The organism is Streptomyces sp. DSM 42067, assembly GCF_055792885.1.
The window spans coordinates 6,193,442-6,209,903 of record NZ_CM147706.1 but is presented as its reverse complement, the minus strand read 5'-3'; the positions used below and the strand labels follow the sequence as shown (position 1 = coordinate 6,209,903).

Annotated in this window: 10 protein-coding genes and 2 pseudogenes; 10 read left to right on the top strand and 2 right to left on the bottom strand. The window is 66.9% G+C overall.

What is annotated here, in order from left to right; genetic code table 11:
• Positions 1-35 precede the first annotated feature (35 nt).
• From ACSMXV_RS28350 to ACSMXV_RS28310, 9 genes are all read left to right on the top strand, one after another.
• Complete coding sequence (locus ACSMXV_RS28350) at positions 36-911, top strand: hypothetical protein (RefSeq protein ID WP_473174033.1); 876 nt, start codon at positions 36-38, stop codon at positions 909-911.
• Positions 912-985: 74 nt separating this feature from the next.
• The gene (locus tag ACSMXV_RS28345) at positions 986-2,104 is read left to right on the top strand and encodes a hypothetical protein (protein WP_473174032.1); all 1,119 of its coding nucleotides are present in this window, start codon (positions 986-988) and stop codon (positions 2,102-2,104) included.
• Positions 2,101-3,612 carry a hypothetical protein gene (locus ACSMXV_RS28340; protein WP_473174031.1) on the top strand — a complete coding sequence of 504 codons (1,512 nt, stop codon included), beginning with the start codon at positions 2,101-2,103 and terminating at the stop codon, positions 3,610-3,612. Before ACSMXV_RS28345 ends, ACSMXV_RS28340 begins: the two co-directional genes overlap by 4 nt.
• Complete coding sequence (locus tag ACSMXV_RS28335) at positions 3,609-4,973, top strand: AAA family ATPase (RefSeq protein WP_473174030.1); 1,365 nt, start codon at positions 3,609-3,611, stop codon at positions 4,971-4,973. Before ACSMXV_RS28340 ends, ACSMXV_RS28335 begins: the two co-directional genes overlap by 4 nt.
• A 79-nt stretch (positions 4,974-5,052) precedes the next feature.
• Positions 5,053-5,181 carry a hypothetical protein gene (locus tag ACSMXV_RS28330; RefSeq protein WP_473174029.1) on the top strand — a complete coding sequence of 43 codons (129 nt, stop codon included), beginning with the start codon at positions 5,053-5,055 and terminating at the stop codon, positions 5,179-5,181.
• A gap of 72 nt (positions 5,182-5,253) precedes the next feature.
• Positions 5,254-8,430: a helicase-related protein gene (locus tag ACSMXV_RS28325; protein ID WP_473174028.1), complete on the top strand. Its 3,177-nt coding sequence runs from the start codon at positions 5,254-5,256 to the stop codon at positions 8,428-8,430.
• Positions 8,427-9,245: a DUF4391 domain-containing protein gene (locus ACSMXV_RS28320; protein WP_473174027.1), complete on the top strand. Its 819-nt coding sequence runs from the start codon at positions 8,427-8,429 to the stop codon at positions 9,243-9,245. Before ACSMXV_RS28325 ends, ACSMXV_RS28320 begins: the two co-directional genes overlap by 4 nt.
• The gene (locus tag ACSMXV_RS28315; RefSeq protein WP_473174026.1) at positions 9,242-11,233 is read left to right on the top strand and encodes a site-specific DNA-methyltransferase; all 1,992 of its coding nucleotides are present in this window, start codon (positions 9,242-9,244) and stop codon (positions 11,231-11,233) included. Before ACSMXV_RS28320 ends, ACSMXV_RS28315 begins: the two co-directional genes overlap by 4 nt.
• Positions 11,234-14,332, top strand: a complete 3,099-nt coding sequence (locus ACSMXV_RS28310; RefSeq protein ID WP_473174025.1) for a restriction endonuclease — start codon at positions 11,234-11,236, stop codon at positions 14,330-14,332.
• A gap of 223 nt (positions 14,333-14,555) precedes the next feature.
• Here the strand turns inward: ACSMXV_RS28310 and ACSMXV_RS28305 are convergent.
• Both ACSMXV_RS28305 and ACSMXV_RS28300 read right to left on the bottom strand, forming a co-directional pair.
• Positions 14,556-14,714, bottom strand: a pseudogene (locus tag ACSMXV_RS28305) (DUF397 domain-containing protein); the annotation flags it as partial.
• A 23-nt stretch (positions 14,715-14,737) separates the two neighbouring features.
• Positions 14,738-15,662, bottom strand: a pseudogene (locus tag ACSMXV_RS28300) (helix-turn-helix domain-containing protein).
• 169 nt (positions 15,663-15,831) lie between these two features.
• On the opposite strand from ACSMXV_RS28300, the gene ACSMXV_RS28295 reads away from it, so the two are divergent.
• On the top strand, positions 15,832-16,389 hold the full coding sequence (locus ACSMXV_RS28295; protein ID WP_473174024.1) for an ATP-binding protein: 558 nt from the start codon (positions 15,832-15,834) through the stop codon (positions 16,387-16,389).
• Positions 16,390-16,462 lie beyond the last annotated feature (73 nt).

Sequence of the window (16,462 nt, the reverse complement as noted above, 5' to 3'; positions counted from 1 at the left end):
TGGCATAGGTTGGTTGCTGCGCTAAGCTGCCCCGCATGGCGGCATCACTGGAGGAACTCGAGCAGCGCCTGTCCCACCTGCGCACCGAGCTGCGCGGTGCCGTGCGCGCACGGGACAAGGCCGAAACCGTGCGCATCCGTCGCGCGCTGCGCGAAGCCGAGGCCGCCTGGGAGCACGCCCTCGAGACCGAGGCGGAACCGGACGGCGAGGCACTCCCGGCCGAGCCCCCGGCCCCGCAGACGTCGGCAACCACAGGCGCACCACGCCGCACGGAGCGCCCGACGCACGGCTCCATCCCGATCCGCGAACAGGTCCACCAGGCACTCACCCTGCTGGGCGCCCCTGCCGCCCCGAAGCTCATCTCGTCCACGTACGAGGCGTTCTTCACCGAGTCGCTGGTCGCCACCAAACTCGCGTCCCTGCGCCGCGACGAGGAGCGCTCCTTCACCGCACAGGGCTATGCCCGCCCGTACTACATCTGCGCGGCGCTGACCCACGACCGTCTCGTCCCCGCACGCGGACTCCTGACCCTGTCCACCTGGCCCGTGGAGCGGCGGATCATCGGCCCGCTCAGCCCGCGTGCCGACTTCCTCACCCACGCGGTGGGAACCGCCGAGCAGATCCAGCGGCTCACCACCGCGGGGCATCCGGCCCCCGACGCGGCCTGGCGGCTGCTGCGCCGTTTCGCCCTCACGATCCCGGGCGCCTACGACGCCGCGGCCCCGGAACCCGACCCCGCCCGCGTGATCGCCGCCGCAAACGCCGAAGCGGCCGTCCACCAGCAGGAGGACGATCAGCAGAGGCAAGCGGCCGCACAGCGCGCCCGTGCCCAACTCGCCGATAAACAGCAGCTGTTCGGTGCGGCACCGATGCGCGACGCCCTGCGCGACGCGGGTGGAACCCTGCCCTGACCCTTCCCGACGGCGATAGCGTCAGACGCCTCGCACGCCGGTGACCTCCCGAAGACGTTCCCGAAGTAGAGACGATGCCCTCGCAGCAGTCCGAACCTCCCGACGACCGACTGGCGCGGCTGCGTGGACCGCAGCCCCCTCAGCCGTACACCGCCCGCAAGATCACCGCCCTGACCGCGAATCCCGCCTGCGCCCGTCGCGCCGTCCTCGACGCCGCCGGGGTGGACAAGGCACTGCTCGCCCAGCAGGTCGGATACGAGCCGCGCTTCGGCCAGTCACCCTTCGCCCTCGCCCGCGAACAGGCGTTCCACGGCCTCGTGAAGTGGGGCGGCTACGCCGAGCTCATCCGGCTGCTGCGCGAGCAGCTCTCCGTCCCCGTGGCAGAGGCCCATGTCACCGACCTCAACGAGGTGGGGGGCAACACGGCCCTGCACGTGCGCGAGCGGGAGACCGGCCGCCTCATCGCGCACGTGGCCTCCGGCCAGGACGTACGGCTCATCCTCGACCGCCCCGTGCTCACCCTCGAAGTCGCCGGGCAGACGGCGTACTTGGAGCCGGACGCGCTCACCCACCGCATCGGGGGGAAGTTCTACGTCGTCCTGATCCGCTCGTTCGCAGCGATCGACGGCCAGGCCAATCCGACCGCCGTCGCCGAGGCGGCCAAGCAGGCCGCGGTGTACGTCCTCGCCCTGCACCGCGCCTTCGAGACCGCCGGCCTGCCCACCGAGCAGATCTCCCACGAGTTCCTGCTCGTCTGCCCCAAGGACTTCTCCAACCGCCCCTACGGCCGCCTGATCGACCTCCGGCAGGAACTCGACGCACTCCAATTCCAGCTCTCGCGGCTGCGGCGCGCCGAGGACCTCGCGGCCCAACTCCCCGAGACGGCGACCCTGGACACGACCCGAAGCACGGACGAACTCTCCTCTTCCATAGAGGCGTTGGACGCGTCGTACACGCCCTCCTGCCTGTCCTTCTGTGAGATGGCGCGCTACTGCCGCGACGAGGCCGACGGGTGTGCCTCGCCGGCCCGTCTGGGCAACGGCGTGCGCAACGACCTGCCGGGCATCGACTCCACCCGCACCGCGCTCGACTACCTGGACGGCGTCGCTGCCCCGGGGGAGGCCGAGGCGGAAGCCGCCGACCTGCTGCGCGCCGCCGCCCGGCTGCGCCGACTTCGCCGGGGGGCCGCATGAGCGTCCTGTCCACCGTCGCGGCGCTCACGGCGTCCCGCACCGGCCGTGCCGAACCGCTGTCGACAGTCCGCCACCAGCACCTGGACGAGAAGCCGTTCGTCCTGGTGCCGCTCACCCTCGCCGGCGAGGCGTGCGCGCCCCTGGCCGCGCTCGCGGGTACGGACCCCGAGCACCCGACCCTCCTCACCGTCCGCCAGCCGCGCGACCGCGCCGAACGCTTCCGGTTCGCCGAGCGCCTAGCCACACTCCTGCTCGCGTACATCGACGGGTGCCGGACGGAGACCGAGCCCTACACCGTCGGCCGCGGCAAGGAGAAGGAGGAACGCCTGGGCTTCCAGCGGGCCCCGCAGCTCCTCGTGCCGAACGGCGAGGGCATCGCGTATGTGCGCCTGCTCGGCCGACTGACCAGACTGCGCGCCACCGAGGGGCCGTACGCGGTCGACCTGTCCGTGCCCGCCCTCGGCAAGTGGCTGACCTGGTTCGCGGAGCTGGCCGAGTTCCCGAACTCCGGTGTGCTCCTCGCGATGACCCGGCTGCTCGCCGCGCACTGGGCCACGGGCCAGAGCCCTTCCGAAGACTCCCATCTCGCGTCCCTGCTCGCCTGGATCGATCCACCGGAGGGCGGCGACGGCGCGCGGGCGGCGCGGGAGGCGGAGGACACCGCCGCGTGGCCGCCAGCGGGTCCGTCCACGGACCCGGTCTTCGACCGGACCCTCCACGAGCTGATGACGCGCTACGACGAGGCGTCCGAGGACCGCGGACGCGAGGCGGTCGGCCGCCAGATCGACCGTGAGCTGAGCGGCCAGATGCTGCCCACCTGGCGGCTAATGTGGCGCGGCGTGGAGCTGCTCCGCGATCTGCCGGAGGGCGCCCACGTCCCCGACCGCTGGGCCCTCGACCGGCGCTGGTTCTCCGAGTACGCCGAGTACCTGGACGCCGACGGCCGCCCGCAGGCCCGCCGCGACCAGGCCGTCAGAGCCGCCCGCCGCCTGGCCCGGCTGGAGGACGCGGTCGCCCGCTACGAGGCAGAGCGCGCGTACGACGACCCGCTGGTGATGGCCGAGTACGAGCTGACCGGCGAGGCATTCACGGGGACAGTGACGGCCAGGGACGAAGACCGCTTCGTCCCCGGCGACCGTCCCCGCTCCCAGGTGTGGCGCCCGACTATCACGCTCCGCACCGACACCCGCGTCGGCCTCGCGGTCGGCACCGAGGTGAGGTCCCCCGCCCGGCCCGGCCAGGAGGCCCGGATCCTCGACGTACGGCAGGAGGACGACGGCGGCCACACCGTGGTGCTCCAGCTCAAGGGCGGCTTCGCGAGGAAGCGCACACCGCCGGCACCGGCCGGCACCCTCGCGGAGACCGGCGAGGAGCTGACGTACACCACGCTCAACCCCACGGCGATGCCGTCCGCCCTGCCCGCCGAGGAGAACACCCCCTGGACCCACGGCGGTCCGCCCCAGCCGTACGAACCCACCGACGAAGACGCAGAGGAGACCTGGGAGTGACCGCCCTCCTTCCCGACACCAGGGAGCCCGAAGCTCTCACCCCCGGCCAACGCGCGGACCGGGCGGTCACGGGGATCCTGACCAGCCTCGACACCGCGCCCGGCCGGGGCGTCGTGGTGGACTCGCCTCCCGGAGCCGGGAAGTCCACGCTGGTGGTGAAGGCCACCGGACACCTGACGTCCGCGGGCCACCAGCTCATGATCGTCGCGCAGACCAACGAGCAGGTCGACGACCTGGTGGACCGCATCGCACGGGAGCATCCCTGCCTGGCACTCGGCCGCCTCCACGCCGGCGGCCACATCCTCCCGCCCCGTGTCACCCGGCACCCCAACGTCACCGGGAGCAGCCAGGTGACGGACCTGCGCGACCTGCCCGTCGTGGTGTCCACCGCGAAGAAGTGGTCGTTCGTCACCCCGGACAAGTGCGCGCCGTGGCGGTGGGCCATCGTCGACGAGGCGTACCAGATGCGCTCGGACGGGCTCCTGGCGACGGCCCCGCTGTTCGCCCAGGACGACTCGCAGGTCCTCTTCGTCGGCGACCCCGGCCAGCTCGACCCCTTCGCCACTGTGGAGTCCGACCGCTGGCACGGCCTGACCTGGGACCCCCTGCGCAACGCGGTCGACGTCACCCTCGCCCACAACCCCGACCTCGTCCGCCACCAACTCCCCGTCTCCTGGCGCCTCCCGGAGACGGCGGCACCCCTGGTCGAGCAGGCCTTCTACCCCTTCTACCGGTTCGTCCCCGGCACGACGGCACCGGAGCGCGTGCTGTCGTACGCCAGCCTGTCCCACGGCTCCGGCCCGCTGGACGACGTCCTCGCCCGGGCCTCCGCCTCCGGCTGGGGCCACCTGGAACTCCCTGCCCGCCACACCCTGGACCAGGACCCGGAGGTGGCCGAGGCCCTCGCGGCGACGGCGGCCCGGCTGCTGGAGCGCGGTGCGCTGGTCAACGGGGAGCCCCTGACCGCGGACCGCATCGCGATCGGCACGGCACGCACCGTCCAGGCGGACGCGGTCCGCTCCCGCCTCGCCGCCCGCGGCCTGACCGGCATCACGGTGGACACCGCCAACCGCCTCCAGGGCCGCGAGTTCGACGTCACCCTCGTCTGGCACCCGCTGTCCGGCCGCCAGGACGCCTCCGCCTTCCACCTGGAGACGGGCCGCCTGTGCGTCCTGCTCTCCCGGCACCGCTTCGCGTGCGTCGTGGTGGCCCGCGCCGGAATCCGCGACCTGCTGGACCGGCATCCGCGGAGCAGCCCTGTGTACCTGGATGTGCCGCCTAAGTTTCCGGATGGGTGGCGGGCACATCAGGTGGTTATGGGGTGGCTGGAGCGGAAGGAGCACAGGGTGCGGGCTGCCTGATCATGCACGAATGGGGTGTCAATGGCAGTGACAGGATGTACGGTCCACGCAGATGTGGCGTGAGGGGGATATCTAGAGCATGGCAGCAGTGATCGAGAACCCGATCATCAATTCGCCGTGCATGGAGCCGGCCTGCCACTGGGAACTGGACGAGCGGGGGCAGCCGACCGGTGAGCGAGCTCCCGGGCGCCGCCCGAGCGAGACCTAACGCCAACAGCCCATCGCCTGATGTGACTTACACCCAATCACGTCCAAGTGCACACCCGGAGGTTCCACTCATATGGTCCCCAGCGACGCAGGTCGCGCCATCGACCAGCTGCGCAAGCACCTGACCGGCGCCACCCGCCTGGACTCGCTGTCGGAGTCGTTCTCGCTGTTCGTCTACGAAGCGCTCCAGGACGAGCTCACCGACGTCGACCTGCGTCTGCTCCTGCACGGCCACAGCCTTGAGGAGTTCCCCCTCAACGGGCTTGAGGAGGAGAACCTCAAGCGTGCCCGTCTGGACCAGCACCGCATCGCCCACGCGTTCGTGGCCTGGGCCGAAGAACGCCTCCAGGCAAGAACGCTCAAGCGACGGACGCGCGACACCTGGGCGAGCGTCGACGGCCCGTTCCCTTATGTAGTTGACGGCGCAGGCCTTGAGGCCGAGAGCCTCGGCCTGGTTGCCTCCCCGAACCTGTACTTCCCCCTGGAGACCACGGACGCGGACAAGGTGGCGCAGACCGTCGTCAACTTTGAACGGATGTGGCACGACGATGCGACCACCCGCGCCGTCCAAGAGGAGTTCCTCGCCGCCGCCCGAGCCCTCTTCGAGGACAGGGCCCCCGAGTCCGTCTACCTGCGTATCCTGACTTCCCTGTTCAAGGACTTCGTCGAAGAAGCCGGCGAGGAGACCGCCGAGCGCGGCAGAACAGGCTTCTACGACTCCGTCGTGTGGAAGAAGCTTTACAAGTTCCAGCGTGACGGCGTGCTCGGCGCGATCGAGAAGCTTGAGCGCCACAACGGGTGCATCATCGCTGACAGCGTGGGCTTGGGCAAGACCTTCGAAGCCCTCGCCGTCATCAAGTACTACGAGCTGCGCAACGACCGCGTCCTCGTCCTCGCACCCAAGCGGCTGCGGGAGAACTGGACCATCTACCGCGGCAACGACAGGCGCAACCCGCTGGCCGCGGATCGCTTCCACTACGACGTCCTCAACCACACCGACCTCAGCCGAACCAGCGGGCTGTCAGGGGACATCGACCTGGCCAACATCAACTGGGGCAACTACGACCTCGTCGTGATCGATGAATCGCACAACTTCCGCAACAACCCTCAGGTCAAGGGCCGAACGACCCGATACGAGCGCCTCATGAACGAGGTCTTCAGGTCCGGGGTCAAGACCAAAGTCCTCATGCTCAGCGCCACGCCTGTGAACACCCGTCTGGCCGACCTCAAGAACCAGGTTCTGTTCGCCACCGAAGGAGACGATCAGGCCCTGGCCACAGACGGGATCAAGAGCATCGAGGCAACCCTGACCAAGGCACAGAAACACTTCAAGGCATGGCAGCGTATGCCCGCGGCCACCCGGAGCACGAAGTCCTTGGTCGGCACACTCGGCATGGACTACATCCGCCTGCTGGACCTGGTCACGATCGCCCGATCGCGCAAGCACATCCAGAAGTACTACGGCACCAAGGACGTGGGGAAGTTTCCCGATCGCCTTGCCCCGATGAACCTCACCCCGCCCATCGACACGGCCGACATGATGATCCCGCTGGAAGAGATCAACCGGTCGATCCTGCGTCTGAACCTGGCGGCCTACAAGCCCACCTCCTATGTCAGCGCGAAGTACGAGAGCAAGTACGCCGACCTGTACGACCAGCAGGTACGCACGGGCGGCCGACGTGTGTGGAAGCAGACCGACCGTGAGAACAACGTGGTCCACCTGCTGCGCGTGGGGCTGCTCAAGCGCCTTGAGTCCTCGGTCAACTCCCTGGGCATGACCCTCGGCAAGATCCTCGCCACCATAGACAGGGCGATCGCCAGCATCGACGCCTACGAGGCGAACGGGACCGAGGGAACCTCCATCGACAGCTTCGCCGACTTGGAGAAGATCGACCTGGACGACCCTCAGTTCGAGGACACCGTCGGCGGCAGCGTCAAGGTCTTCCTCGCCGACATCGACCGGATTCGGTGGAGGCAGGAACTCGAACAGGACCGCGACACCGTGGCCACCCTGCTTACCGAAGTGACGGCGGTCAACGCCAGTCGCGACGCCAAGCTGGCCGAGCTCAAGGACTTCCTGCGCGACAAGGTCGAGCACCCCACGAACGACGGCAACCGCAAGGCTCTGGTGTTCACCGCGTTCAGCGACACGGCCGAGTACCTCTATGAGCATGTGGCGCGTTGGGCCGCCGACGAGCTGGGCGTGCACGTAGCCCTGATCACCGGGCAGAGCACCCGAACCACCCTCCCGATGAAGCGCGTCCACATGATCGACGTTCTCACTGCGTTCTCACCGCGCTCCAAGGGCGGCGACCTGGATGACCCGCAGATCGACATTGTGATCGCCACCGACACCATCTCTGAAGGCCAGAACCTTCAAGACTGCGACACGGTGGTCAACTACGACATCCACTGGAACCCCGTGCGCATTGTCCAGCGCTTCGGCCGAGTAGATCGCCTGGGCACGACCAACACCAGCGTTCAACTCGTCAACTTCTGGCCCAACATGGACCTTGACGCATACATCAACCTCGAAACACGCGTGTCCAGCCGCATGGCCCTGCTGGACGTCTCCGCGACCGGCGAGGAGAACGTCCTGGACGTCACGTCCGGTGACATGAACGACCTCGACTACCGGCGCAAGCAGCTGCAGCAGATGCAGCAGGCCGCCCCCACCATGGAGGACCTCGCCGGCGGTCTGAGCATCACCGACCTGACCCTCTCCGACTTCCGCATGGACGCCGCCGCACGCAAGCGTGGAGAAATTCAGGAGATCACCAGCTGGCCCCTGGCCCTCTTCGGAGTCACCCGCTTCGAAAAGGCCCTGGCCGACGACGGACTCGCACCTGGAGCGGTCTTCCTCCTGCGAGTGCGGGACGACGCGTTCACCTTCTCCAACGCGTACCCGCTGGCCCCGTACGTGCTCGCCTACGTGACCGACGACGGCAGGCTCGCCCACGAGATCGAGGAACCCAAGCTGGCCCTCGACGTGCTGCGCCACCACTGCCTGGGCAACACCGCCCCTGACGCCACTGTCCTCGCAGATTTCGACAGAGCGACCAGATCAGGCAAGTCCATGAAGCACTACCGCGACCTTTTGGATGTGGCGGTCCGAGCCGCTTCCGGCAGGGCCGAGGAGAGCATGGTCGCCTCCTTGTTCTCCGCAGGCCCCTCCCAGCTCGGCACAGACGCCACCGCCCCTGGCCTGGACGCCGTGGACGTCGTCGCCTGGATGCCGGTGATCCCGTGAGCGAGATACCTCTTGAGCACGACGGCGCCGACCTGCTTGCTCTGCCTGATGCGGCACGCCAGCAGCACCGCCTCACGAAGAAGATGCTCGCCGCGCAGTTCGAGGATCAGGCACCCGCCGATGCCCGCCTGATAACCAAGGCGGTGGCCTCGGCGCAGCTGGTCGGGATACTGCGCCCGGAGACCATCCAGGTGCCCAAGTACCAGGACGCCGAACGTGCTGTCGTCGACGTTCCGGTCCTGGAAGTTCTCGTGGCGGAGAAGACGTCAGCGGCTGACCGTACCCGCGTGACCGAGCTCGTTCACCGCAGCCTGGCCAAGCCCGTGGTGCTACTCGCCCACATGTCGGACGGCTATACGACACTCTCCCTGGCACTCAGCCATGTCAGCCGTACGGATCCCACCCGGTCGACCTCCGTGATCGACGCGCACGTCATGGTGCCGGCCGGAGGGATCGAGCCAGGCGCCCTGCACCTTGATCGGCTCGACCGCACCGACATGTGGGCGTTGTACCGCGACCTTGTGCGTACCGCCGCGACTGACGGGCGCCCCGCCAGCACTGCTCTGCAAGCGGTGGATGCCATCGCGCTGCGCCGACGGCTAACCGATCTGGAAAGCGAACTGATCACCGTCGTACGTGACGCGAACGAGCGAAGAACCAGCAACGACGCATCGAGCTCAACATTGAAGCGCGGACTTTACGTGCACAGATCGGGCATGTCAGAGGCAACCTATACAGTACCGACGGCCACCACGGCATCGCCTGAACGGCTCCCAAGTCCGCTCCCGCCCCACATAGGAAGACACCACCTGTGACCCTGGACTTCGAACCAGTCGACGACCTGACCGGCCCCGGCGAGGCCAAGTCGAACCTCGACCTTCTGGCCCGCCTCTTCCCCGACGCCGTCGTCGACGGCACCGTCGATATCGAGGCCCTCCGGGACCTGCTGGGTGACAACGCCTCCCCGAACACCGCCGAGGCATTCGGCCTGCGCTGGCCCGGCATGGCCGAGGCCCGCCGCCTGTCCACCCTCCCCGCCACGGGCACGCTTCTGCCCAAGCCCGAAGAATCAGTGGACTGGGACAACACCCGCAACATCGTGATCGAGGGCGACAACCTTGAGGTCCTGCGCCTGCTGCGGCGCGGATACACCAACAAGGTCGACGTGATCTACATCGACCCGCCTTACAACACGGGCAACGACTTCATCTACGACGACAAGCGCGTCAGCTCGCAGGTCGAGCACGAGACGGTCGCGGGGCAACGGGACGAAGAGGGGGTGCTACAAACCGGCACCGGATCCGATCGGGCACAAGACCGCAGGGCCGGCGCGTCCAGGCATTCGGCGTGGTTGTCGATGATGTATCCGCGATTGCTCGTGGCACACCATTTGCTCAAAGAAACAGGTGTCATCATCGTTGCGATTGATGACACTGAACATGCACGTCTCAAGCTTTTGATGGATCGGGTCTTCGGGGCAGAGAACTTCGTCGCCAACATCATCTGGCAGGGTGGTCGAAAGAACGACTCGCGATATGTTTCGGTCGGGCACGACTACATGCTCATCTACGTAAAGAATGAGGGTTCGCTTCGCGATATGGGTGTCCGTTGGCGGGAAGAGCGCCCCGCAGACGAGGCCACCCGAGAAGCGGCGAAGACAGCTTGGGATAACTCCGGCCGTGACCCCAAGAAGGCCACTGCGCTTATGAAGGCCTGGATTTCCTCACTGCCTGAGGGACATCCCGCCAAGGAGAACAACAGGTTCTACGAGTTCGAGCCAGATGGAAGAGTCTTCCGTAAACGTGATATTTCCTGGCCCGGTGGCGGCGGACCTCGCTATGACGTCGTTCATCCAGTAACCGGCCTTCCGGTGATGGTTCCCAGCCGTGGATGGGTCTACTCGACTCCCGAGCGAATGCAGCAGGACATTGATGCTAACCTCATCGTATGGGGTAAAGACCATACCGAGTACATCAATCGGAAGACGTATCTGGATTCCGACGACGGGGTGGTACCCACGTCGGTTTTTGAGAAGAAGAGAACAAGTGCTTCAAAGTCACTCGACGCACTCCTTGGCGATGGAGTATTTGACTTTCCAAAGGACACCAACGTCCTCTCCCGCTGGATCAACCTCGTAACCCAAGACTCTAAAGACTCTCTCGTCCTCGACTTCTTCGCTGGCTCCGGCTCCACCGGCCACGCCGTCATGGATCTCAACGCCGCCGACGGCGGTAACCGTCGCTACATCCTTGTCCAGCTCGAGGAGCAGGTCGAAGGCAAGGACGGCTACGACTCGATCGCTGATATCACCCGCGAGCGGCTGCGCCGTGCAGGCGAGCAAATCGTCTCCAGTCAGAGCCCTGACGCCGTACGCACCGACACCGGCTTCCGGTCCTATCACCTGGCGTCCAGCAACGTGAAGGCCTGGGACGGAACCCCCGACCAGCTCAACCTTCTCGAATCCGTGGACAACCTCGTCGCCGGGCGCACCACGGACGATCTGCTGGTCGAGATGATGCTGCGCCTGGGCGTGGACCTGACCACGCCGTTGGAGACGCGCGAGGTCGCCGGCAGCACCCTGTACAACCTGGCCGGAACGCTGTTCGCATACTTCGGCACGGACATCACGGTGGAGCGTGCGAGTGAGGTCGCGAAGGCTCTGGTGGCCTGGCGCGATGAGGCCCCGGGCGACGCCGACACCACGGTCGTCGTCCGTGACACGGGCTTCGTCGACTCTTCCGCCAAGCTCAACTTCGCCGCCGCTGTCGAGCAGGCCGGCTTTACCACGCTGCGGAGCATCTGAATGAAGTTTTCCTTCGACGCGGACCTCGACTACCAGCGTCGGGCCATCGACGCGGTCACCGGGCTGTTCAAGGGTCAGGAAAGGATGGAATCCCAGTTCACCGTGCACGCGCACCCGTCAGCGCGCGCCGGGCTCGACGGGCTGACTGACCTGGGCTACGGGAACATGCTGCACCTGGATCGGAAGACGATCCTGGACAATCTGCACGAAGTGCAGAACGGCACCGGTCTTACTCCGGAGCCCTCGTTGGACTCGATGAACTTCACGATCGAGATGGAGACCGGCACCGGCAAGACATACGTCTACCTGCGCACCATCTACGAGCTCAACCAGTTCTACGGGTTCACCAAGTTCATGGTGGTGGTGCCGTCGGTGGCTATCAAGGAGGGCGTCGAGACGTCCATCCGGATGCTGCGCGCGCACTTCGGAGCCCTGTACGGCAACCCGCCGATGAACTTCTTCCAGTTCGACGGCAACAACCCCTCTCGCGTGCGTTCGTTCGCCACCTCGCCGAGCATCGAGATCATGATCGTCACCGTCGGGGCGATCAACAAGAAGACCAACAAGGTCTACCAGCCGGCCGAGGAACTCGACTTCGAGGTACCCGCCGACCTGATCCGGGCCACGAACCCGATCATCATCGTCGACGAGCCGCAGAGCGTGTACGGCGACACCGGTACCGGCAAGAAGAAGGGCGCGGGTCGCAGCGCGCTTGAGAACTTCAACGCCCTGGCCACCCTGCGCTACTCGGCCACCCACCCGAAGGGCGACAAGGCCAACCTCGTCTATCGCCTGGACGCCATCGCCGCCTACGAGAATCAGCTGGTCAAGCAGATCGAGGTCGACTCCCTGGTCACCTCCGCCAGCGGGACAACGCCGTACGTCAGACTGCTCGACGTGAAGCGCGGCAACGGAGTGATCACGGCACGCGTCGAGGCAGACGTCGAACAGGGCAACGAGATCAAGCGCAAGGCTGTCACCGTGGACACCACGTCCCGCAGCAACCTCGCGGACGTCACGGGTCGGGACCTGTACAAGGCCCTCACCGTGGTCGCCATCAACGCGGCTCAGGGGCAGCAGAGCATCTCCTTCGACACCGTCGCGCAGCCGCTGCGAGCGGGCGACAGCATCGGCGCCGAGGTCAGTATCGGCGAGCGAGCCCGCCAGATGATCGCTCAGACCATCCGGCAGCACCTGCGCAAGGAGCAGGAGTTCGCGATCCACGGACGCGACATAAAGGTGCTCAGCCTCTTCTTCGTCGACTCCGTGGCCAAGTACCGCGAGTACGGCCCCGATGGAGAAGCTCTTCCCGGCGAGTACCAGCGGATCTTCGAGGAGGAGTACACGCGTATCGCCTCCGAGCCGGAGTTCAACACCCTGCTGGGCGGCAGCGCCGCAGACCAGGTCGCGAGGGAGGCCCACCAGGGGTACTTCTCGGTGGACCGCCGCAAGGGTGGCGCCGAAGTGCTGGTGGACACCAAGGAGACCACCGACAAGGGACGTCAACAGGCAGGTCTCGCCTACGAGCAGATCATGCGGGACAAGGTCGGTCTGACCACACCGGGCACCTCCATCCGGTTCATCTTCAGCCACTCCGCGTTGCAGGAGGGCTGGGACAACCCCAACGTCTTCCAGATCTGTGTGCTGAGGAACATGGGCACCGAGCGGTGGAGGCGACAGTCCATCGGTCGTGGCCTGCGTCTGTGCGTGGACGGGTCCGGCAACCGAGTGCACGGCTTCGACATCAACCGCCTCACCGTGATCGCGAACGAGTCCTACGAGGAGTTCGCCGATCGGCTTCAGCACGAGTTGGCCGAGGACCTGGGCATCCAGTTCGGCATCGTCACCGTGGACGGCTTCGCACGCCTGCCCTTCAAGGCGGAGGACGGAAATGTCGTTCCGGTCGGCTCGGCCGCCGCGCAGACCTTGTATCAGGCTCTGTTCACCGAGGGGTACATCGACGCCAAGGGAAAGGTACAGGACAGCCTGCGCCAGGCCGTAAGGACCGGCGACGAGAACCTCACCAAGATTGTCAGCGACTCCGTGGAGTCCCAGGCCGCAGTCAAGGCGGTGCTCGGACTCATCAAGCGCCTGGCCAAGCCGATCGATGTCAAGAAGGCCGGCGAACGTGTCGCGGTGCCTCTCGTCCAGCAACGCTTGGAGAGCCCCGAGTTCCAGGAATTGTGGAACCGCATCCGGCATCGCACGGAGTACCGCGTCGAGGTCGGCGAAGACAGCCTGCGTAAGGCGATGGTCAAGGCGCTGCGTGACATGCTTCCCGTACCCAAGCGTCGGGGCGAGTGGCGCACACACCGCGTGCAGCGCATCGACCAGAGCGGTCTGACCGCGGAGGCCGCAGCGGCGCGACGCGCGGACGTCACCTACGCGGACAGCGAGGACCTGCCCGACATTCTTTCCGTGCTCGCAGACCGCACCCAACTGACCCGTGCCACGCTCGCCCACGTCCTCACCGAGTCCGGCACGCTCGGACAGTTCCGGAACAATCCGCAGGCATACATCGACCAGGTGAGCCGCCAACTCAACATCACCAAGGCCGATTTCCTGGTCAAGGGAGTGCGCTACGAGCTGGTGGACTCCTCCCGGCCCGAAGCAGACCGCAGGTATGCGCTCAGCCTTTTCCGCGAAGCCGACCTTGCCGGGTACACCGGCCCCGGAGGGAACATCGTCACCGACGCGGACGGCAACGCGGTCTCGTTCGAAGAGAAGTCGGTATACCGGTACCTGGTCATCGACTCGACTCCGGAGAAGGACTTCGCGCTCGCGCTCCTGCAGCGCCCCGAGGTCAAGACCTTCGTGAAACTTCCGGCGTCTTTCAAGATCCCAACCCCTTTGGGTAGTTACAACCCCGACTGGGCGCTAGCCGTTGAGCGAACCGATGGCAGCCGCTACATCGTCTTTGAGACCAAGGATGTCAACGAGCTCGAACTGCTGCGCCCCATGGAGCAAAACAAGATCGCTTCGGCCCGCAAGCACTTCGACGCGGTAATCCATGGGGCCGGGATCAGCGACCTCGAGTACCAGGTAGTCAACGGCATTGAGGCGGCGACCGCCATAATGGAACGGGACGATCCGCAATAGGCACACCACCAGGGCGCTGGTCCATTGGCGAAGAGAGCTGGAACTCACGACTCCACCGACCCGTCTTCCGATCCGGGAAGCGGATCCGGGAACGGTGCCTATGACGCCTCGGCACAGCTGGGCATACGGAGTTCGGAGCGTAGCCATACCGACGGTGTGGTGCGGGGGCGGATGGCACCGCACCCGCACCACACCGGTCACCACCCGTCGACGCCTACACCGCTCAAACCTCCGCCACGAACCCCACGAACCGCGACCAGCCCTCACGCCTCACCGCGAAATGAGGGCGTGTCACGTCCTTGGAGTCCCTTACGCACACGGCCTGTTCGGTGGCGGCGACCTCGACGCAGTCGTCACCCTGGCTGCCGCTGTAGCTGGACTTGAACCAGGCCAGTTCCGTCGTGCTCATAGCTCTCCTCGGAGTCGCTCCAGCAGACCCCGCGAGTCCTTGGGCGTTCAGGGCCTGCGAGCGCAGTGTGTCATAGCGCTGGTAGAGCAGGCTCACCTCTTTCGGGTCGGAGATCAGGCGGCCGTTCTGCTGCCCTTCGGAGTACGCAAGCCGCTGCCCCTTCGGGGTCTCCAGAAGCCGCACCGGCCCATCCAGACAGGCGTGCAGCCCTGCCTCCAACGGCACGATCTGAAGCGTCACGTTGCGTGGTGCGCTCCGCTCCAGCACATGGTCGAACAGCTCCCGCATCTGCTCCTTGTCCCGGAACCGACGCCGGAAGACGTGTTCTTCGACGATGAAGCTGAACGGCGTGGTCGGCCGCTCAAACAGCGTCCGCTGCCGCTCCATCCGCCTGGCCATGAAGTCCTCCAGCTGGTTGTCCGGCGCCACCGGAACGGTCCCCTCGAACACCGCCCGCGCATACCCCTCCGACTGCAACAGCCCCGGCACCAGCCTGCACTCATACGTGCACAGACTCACCGCCACCCGCTCCAACTTGGCCCACTGCCGGAACCACGCCGCGAGGCCCACATCCCCCCGCCCCCGCGTCACGTACTTTGACGACTTCCGCAACGCCCCGGTGTTCCCGAGGAGTTCCTCCGACCGCACCACGTACGACTCGTCGGGCATCCGCCGCCCCAGCTCCACCGACTCCACGGTGTGCTTGGAGAAGCGCACCATGTCCGCGAACTCGGCCCTGCTGTACCCCGCGTGTTCGCGCAGCGCCTGCTGGACGGCGCCCCATGTACGCAGGCTGTCCGAGGGATCGGGTTCGCGGTCCGGCTCGCAGGAGGCCAGGTCGTCGCCGTCATAACCGGCGTCGCGGCCGTTGTCGCCGCGGTGGTCGCTGCCTACGATGTCGATGTCGATGCCGCCCGTCATACGCGGCCACCTCCGGTTCCGTACACGCGCTGTCCGTCGTCTCTGCGCCCGACGGCACCCAGAGTGACGGACAGCACCGCGTACCGTCCACGGAATGTGCCCGTACGCTGACTTACCGTACGGGCCGGGCTCCTGGAACACACCCCCACGCGCCCGTCACCGTGGCCCCATGAATGCAACCACACCCCAACTCTCCGCAATGGTACGCACGTTGTCCCAGCTCCTGTCGTCCACACGTCGCGGAGCCCGCCTCGCCCGTCTGCTCGCCGTCGAACAGCTCCGCGCCTGGGAGGTGTCACCCGGCGTCACCGAGCGTGCCGAGCAGATCGTGGCCGAACTCGCCAGCAACGCCGCCCTGCACGGCCGCGCCCAGGGACGCGACTTCCGCCTCGCCCTCACCCTCGACACGGGCACCCTCCGCATCGCCATCACCGACGCCCGTGGCAATCAACTCCCGTTCCTGTCGGCCTCGGCCGACGTCGGGCCTCTCCCCGACGCCGAGTCGGGTCGCGGCCTCCTTCTGGTCGCCGCCTTGGCCGACCGTTGGGGCACGGCCCCGTATCCGCCCGGCGGCAAGACCGTCTGGACGGAAATCACCCTCGCCCCGAACGAATCGGGTGCGGTGGCATCCGGTCCTGGCCGTGTCGGCCGTCCCAGCTTCGCCGACTCGACGACGGCGTGCGGGAGTGCCGTCCACGAGACGGCTGTGTTCCTTGAGAGACCGTGACCAACGGCAAGGACGGCCCACGTCCTGGGAGTCGATCACGACCAGGCACGGGCGTTGACGGGGAATCCCAGTT

Coding starts and splice junctions, on each gene's coding strand:
- ACSMXV_RS28350 (WP_473174033.1), top strand. CDS start 36: ATGGCGGCATCACTGGAGGAACTCGAGCAGCGCCTGTCCCACCTGCGC.
- ACSMXV_RS28325 (WP_473174028.1), top strand. CDS start 5,254: ATGGTCCCCAGCGACGCAGGTCGCGCCATCGACCAGCTGCGCAAGCAC.
- ACSMXV_RS28330 (WP_473174029.1), top strand. CDS start 5,053: ATGGCAGCAGTGATCGAGAACCCGATCATCAATTCGCCGTGCATGGAG.
- ACSMXV_RS28310 (WP_473174025.1), top strand. CDS start 11,234: ATGAAGTTTTCCTTCGACGCGGACCTCGACTACCAGCGTCGGGCCATC.
- ACSMXV_RS28345 (WP_473174032.1), top strand. CDS start 986: ATGCCCTCGCAGCAGTCCGAACCTCCCGACGACCGACTGGCGCGGCTG.
- ACSMXV_RS28340 (WP_473174031.1), top strand. CDS start 2,101: ATGAGCGTCCTGTCCACCGTCGCGGCGCTCACGGCGTCCCGCACCGGC.
- ACSMXV_RS28295 (WP_473174024.1), top strand. CDS start 15,832: ATGAATGCAACCACACCCCAACTCTCCGCAATGGTACGCACGTTGTCC.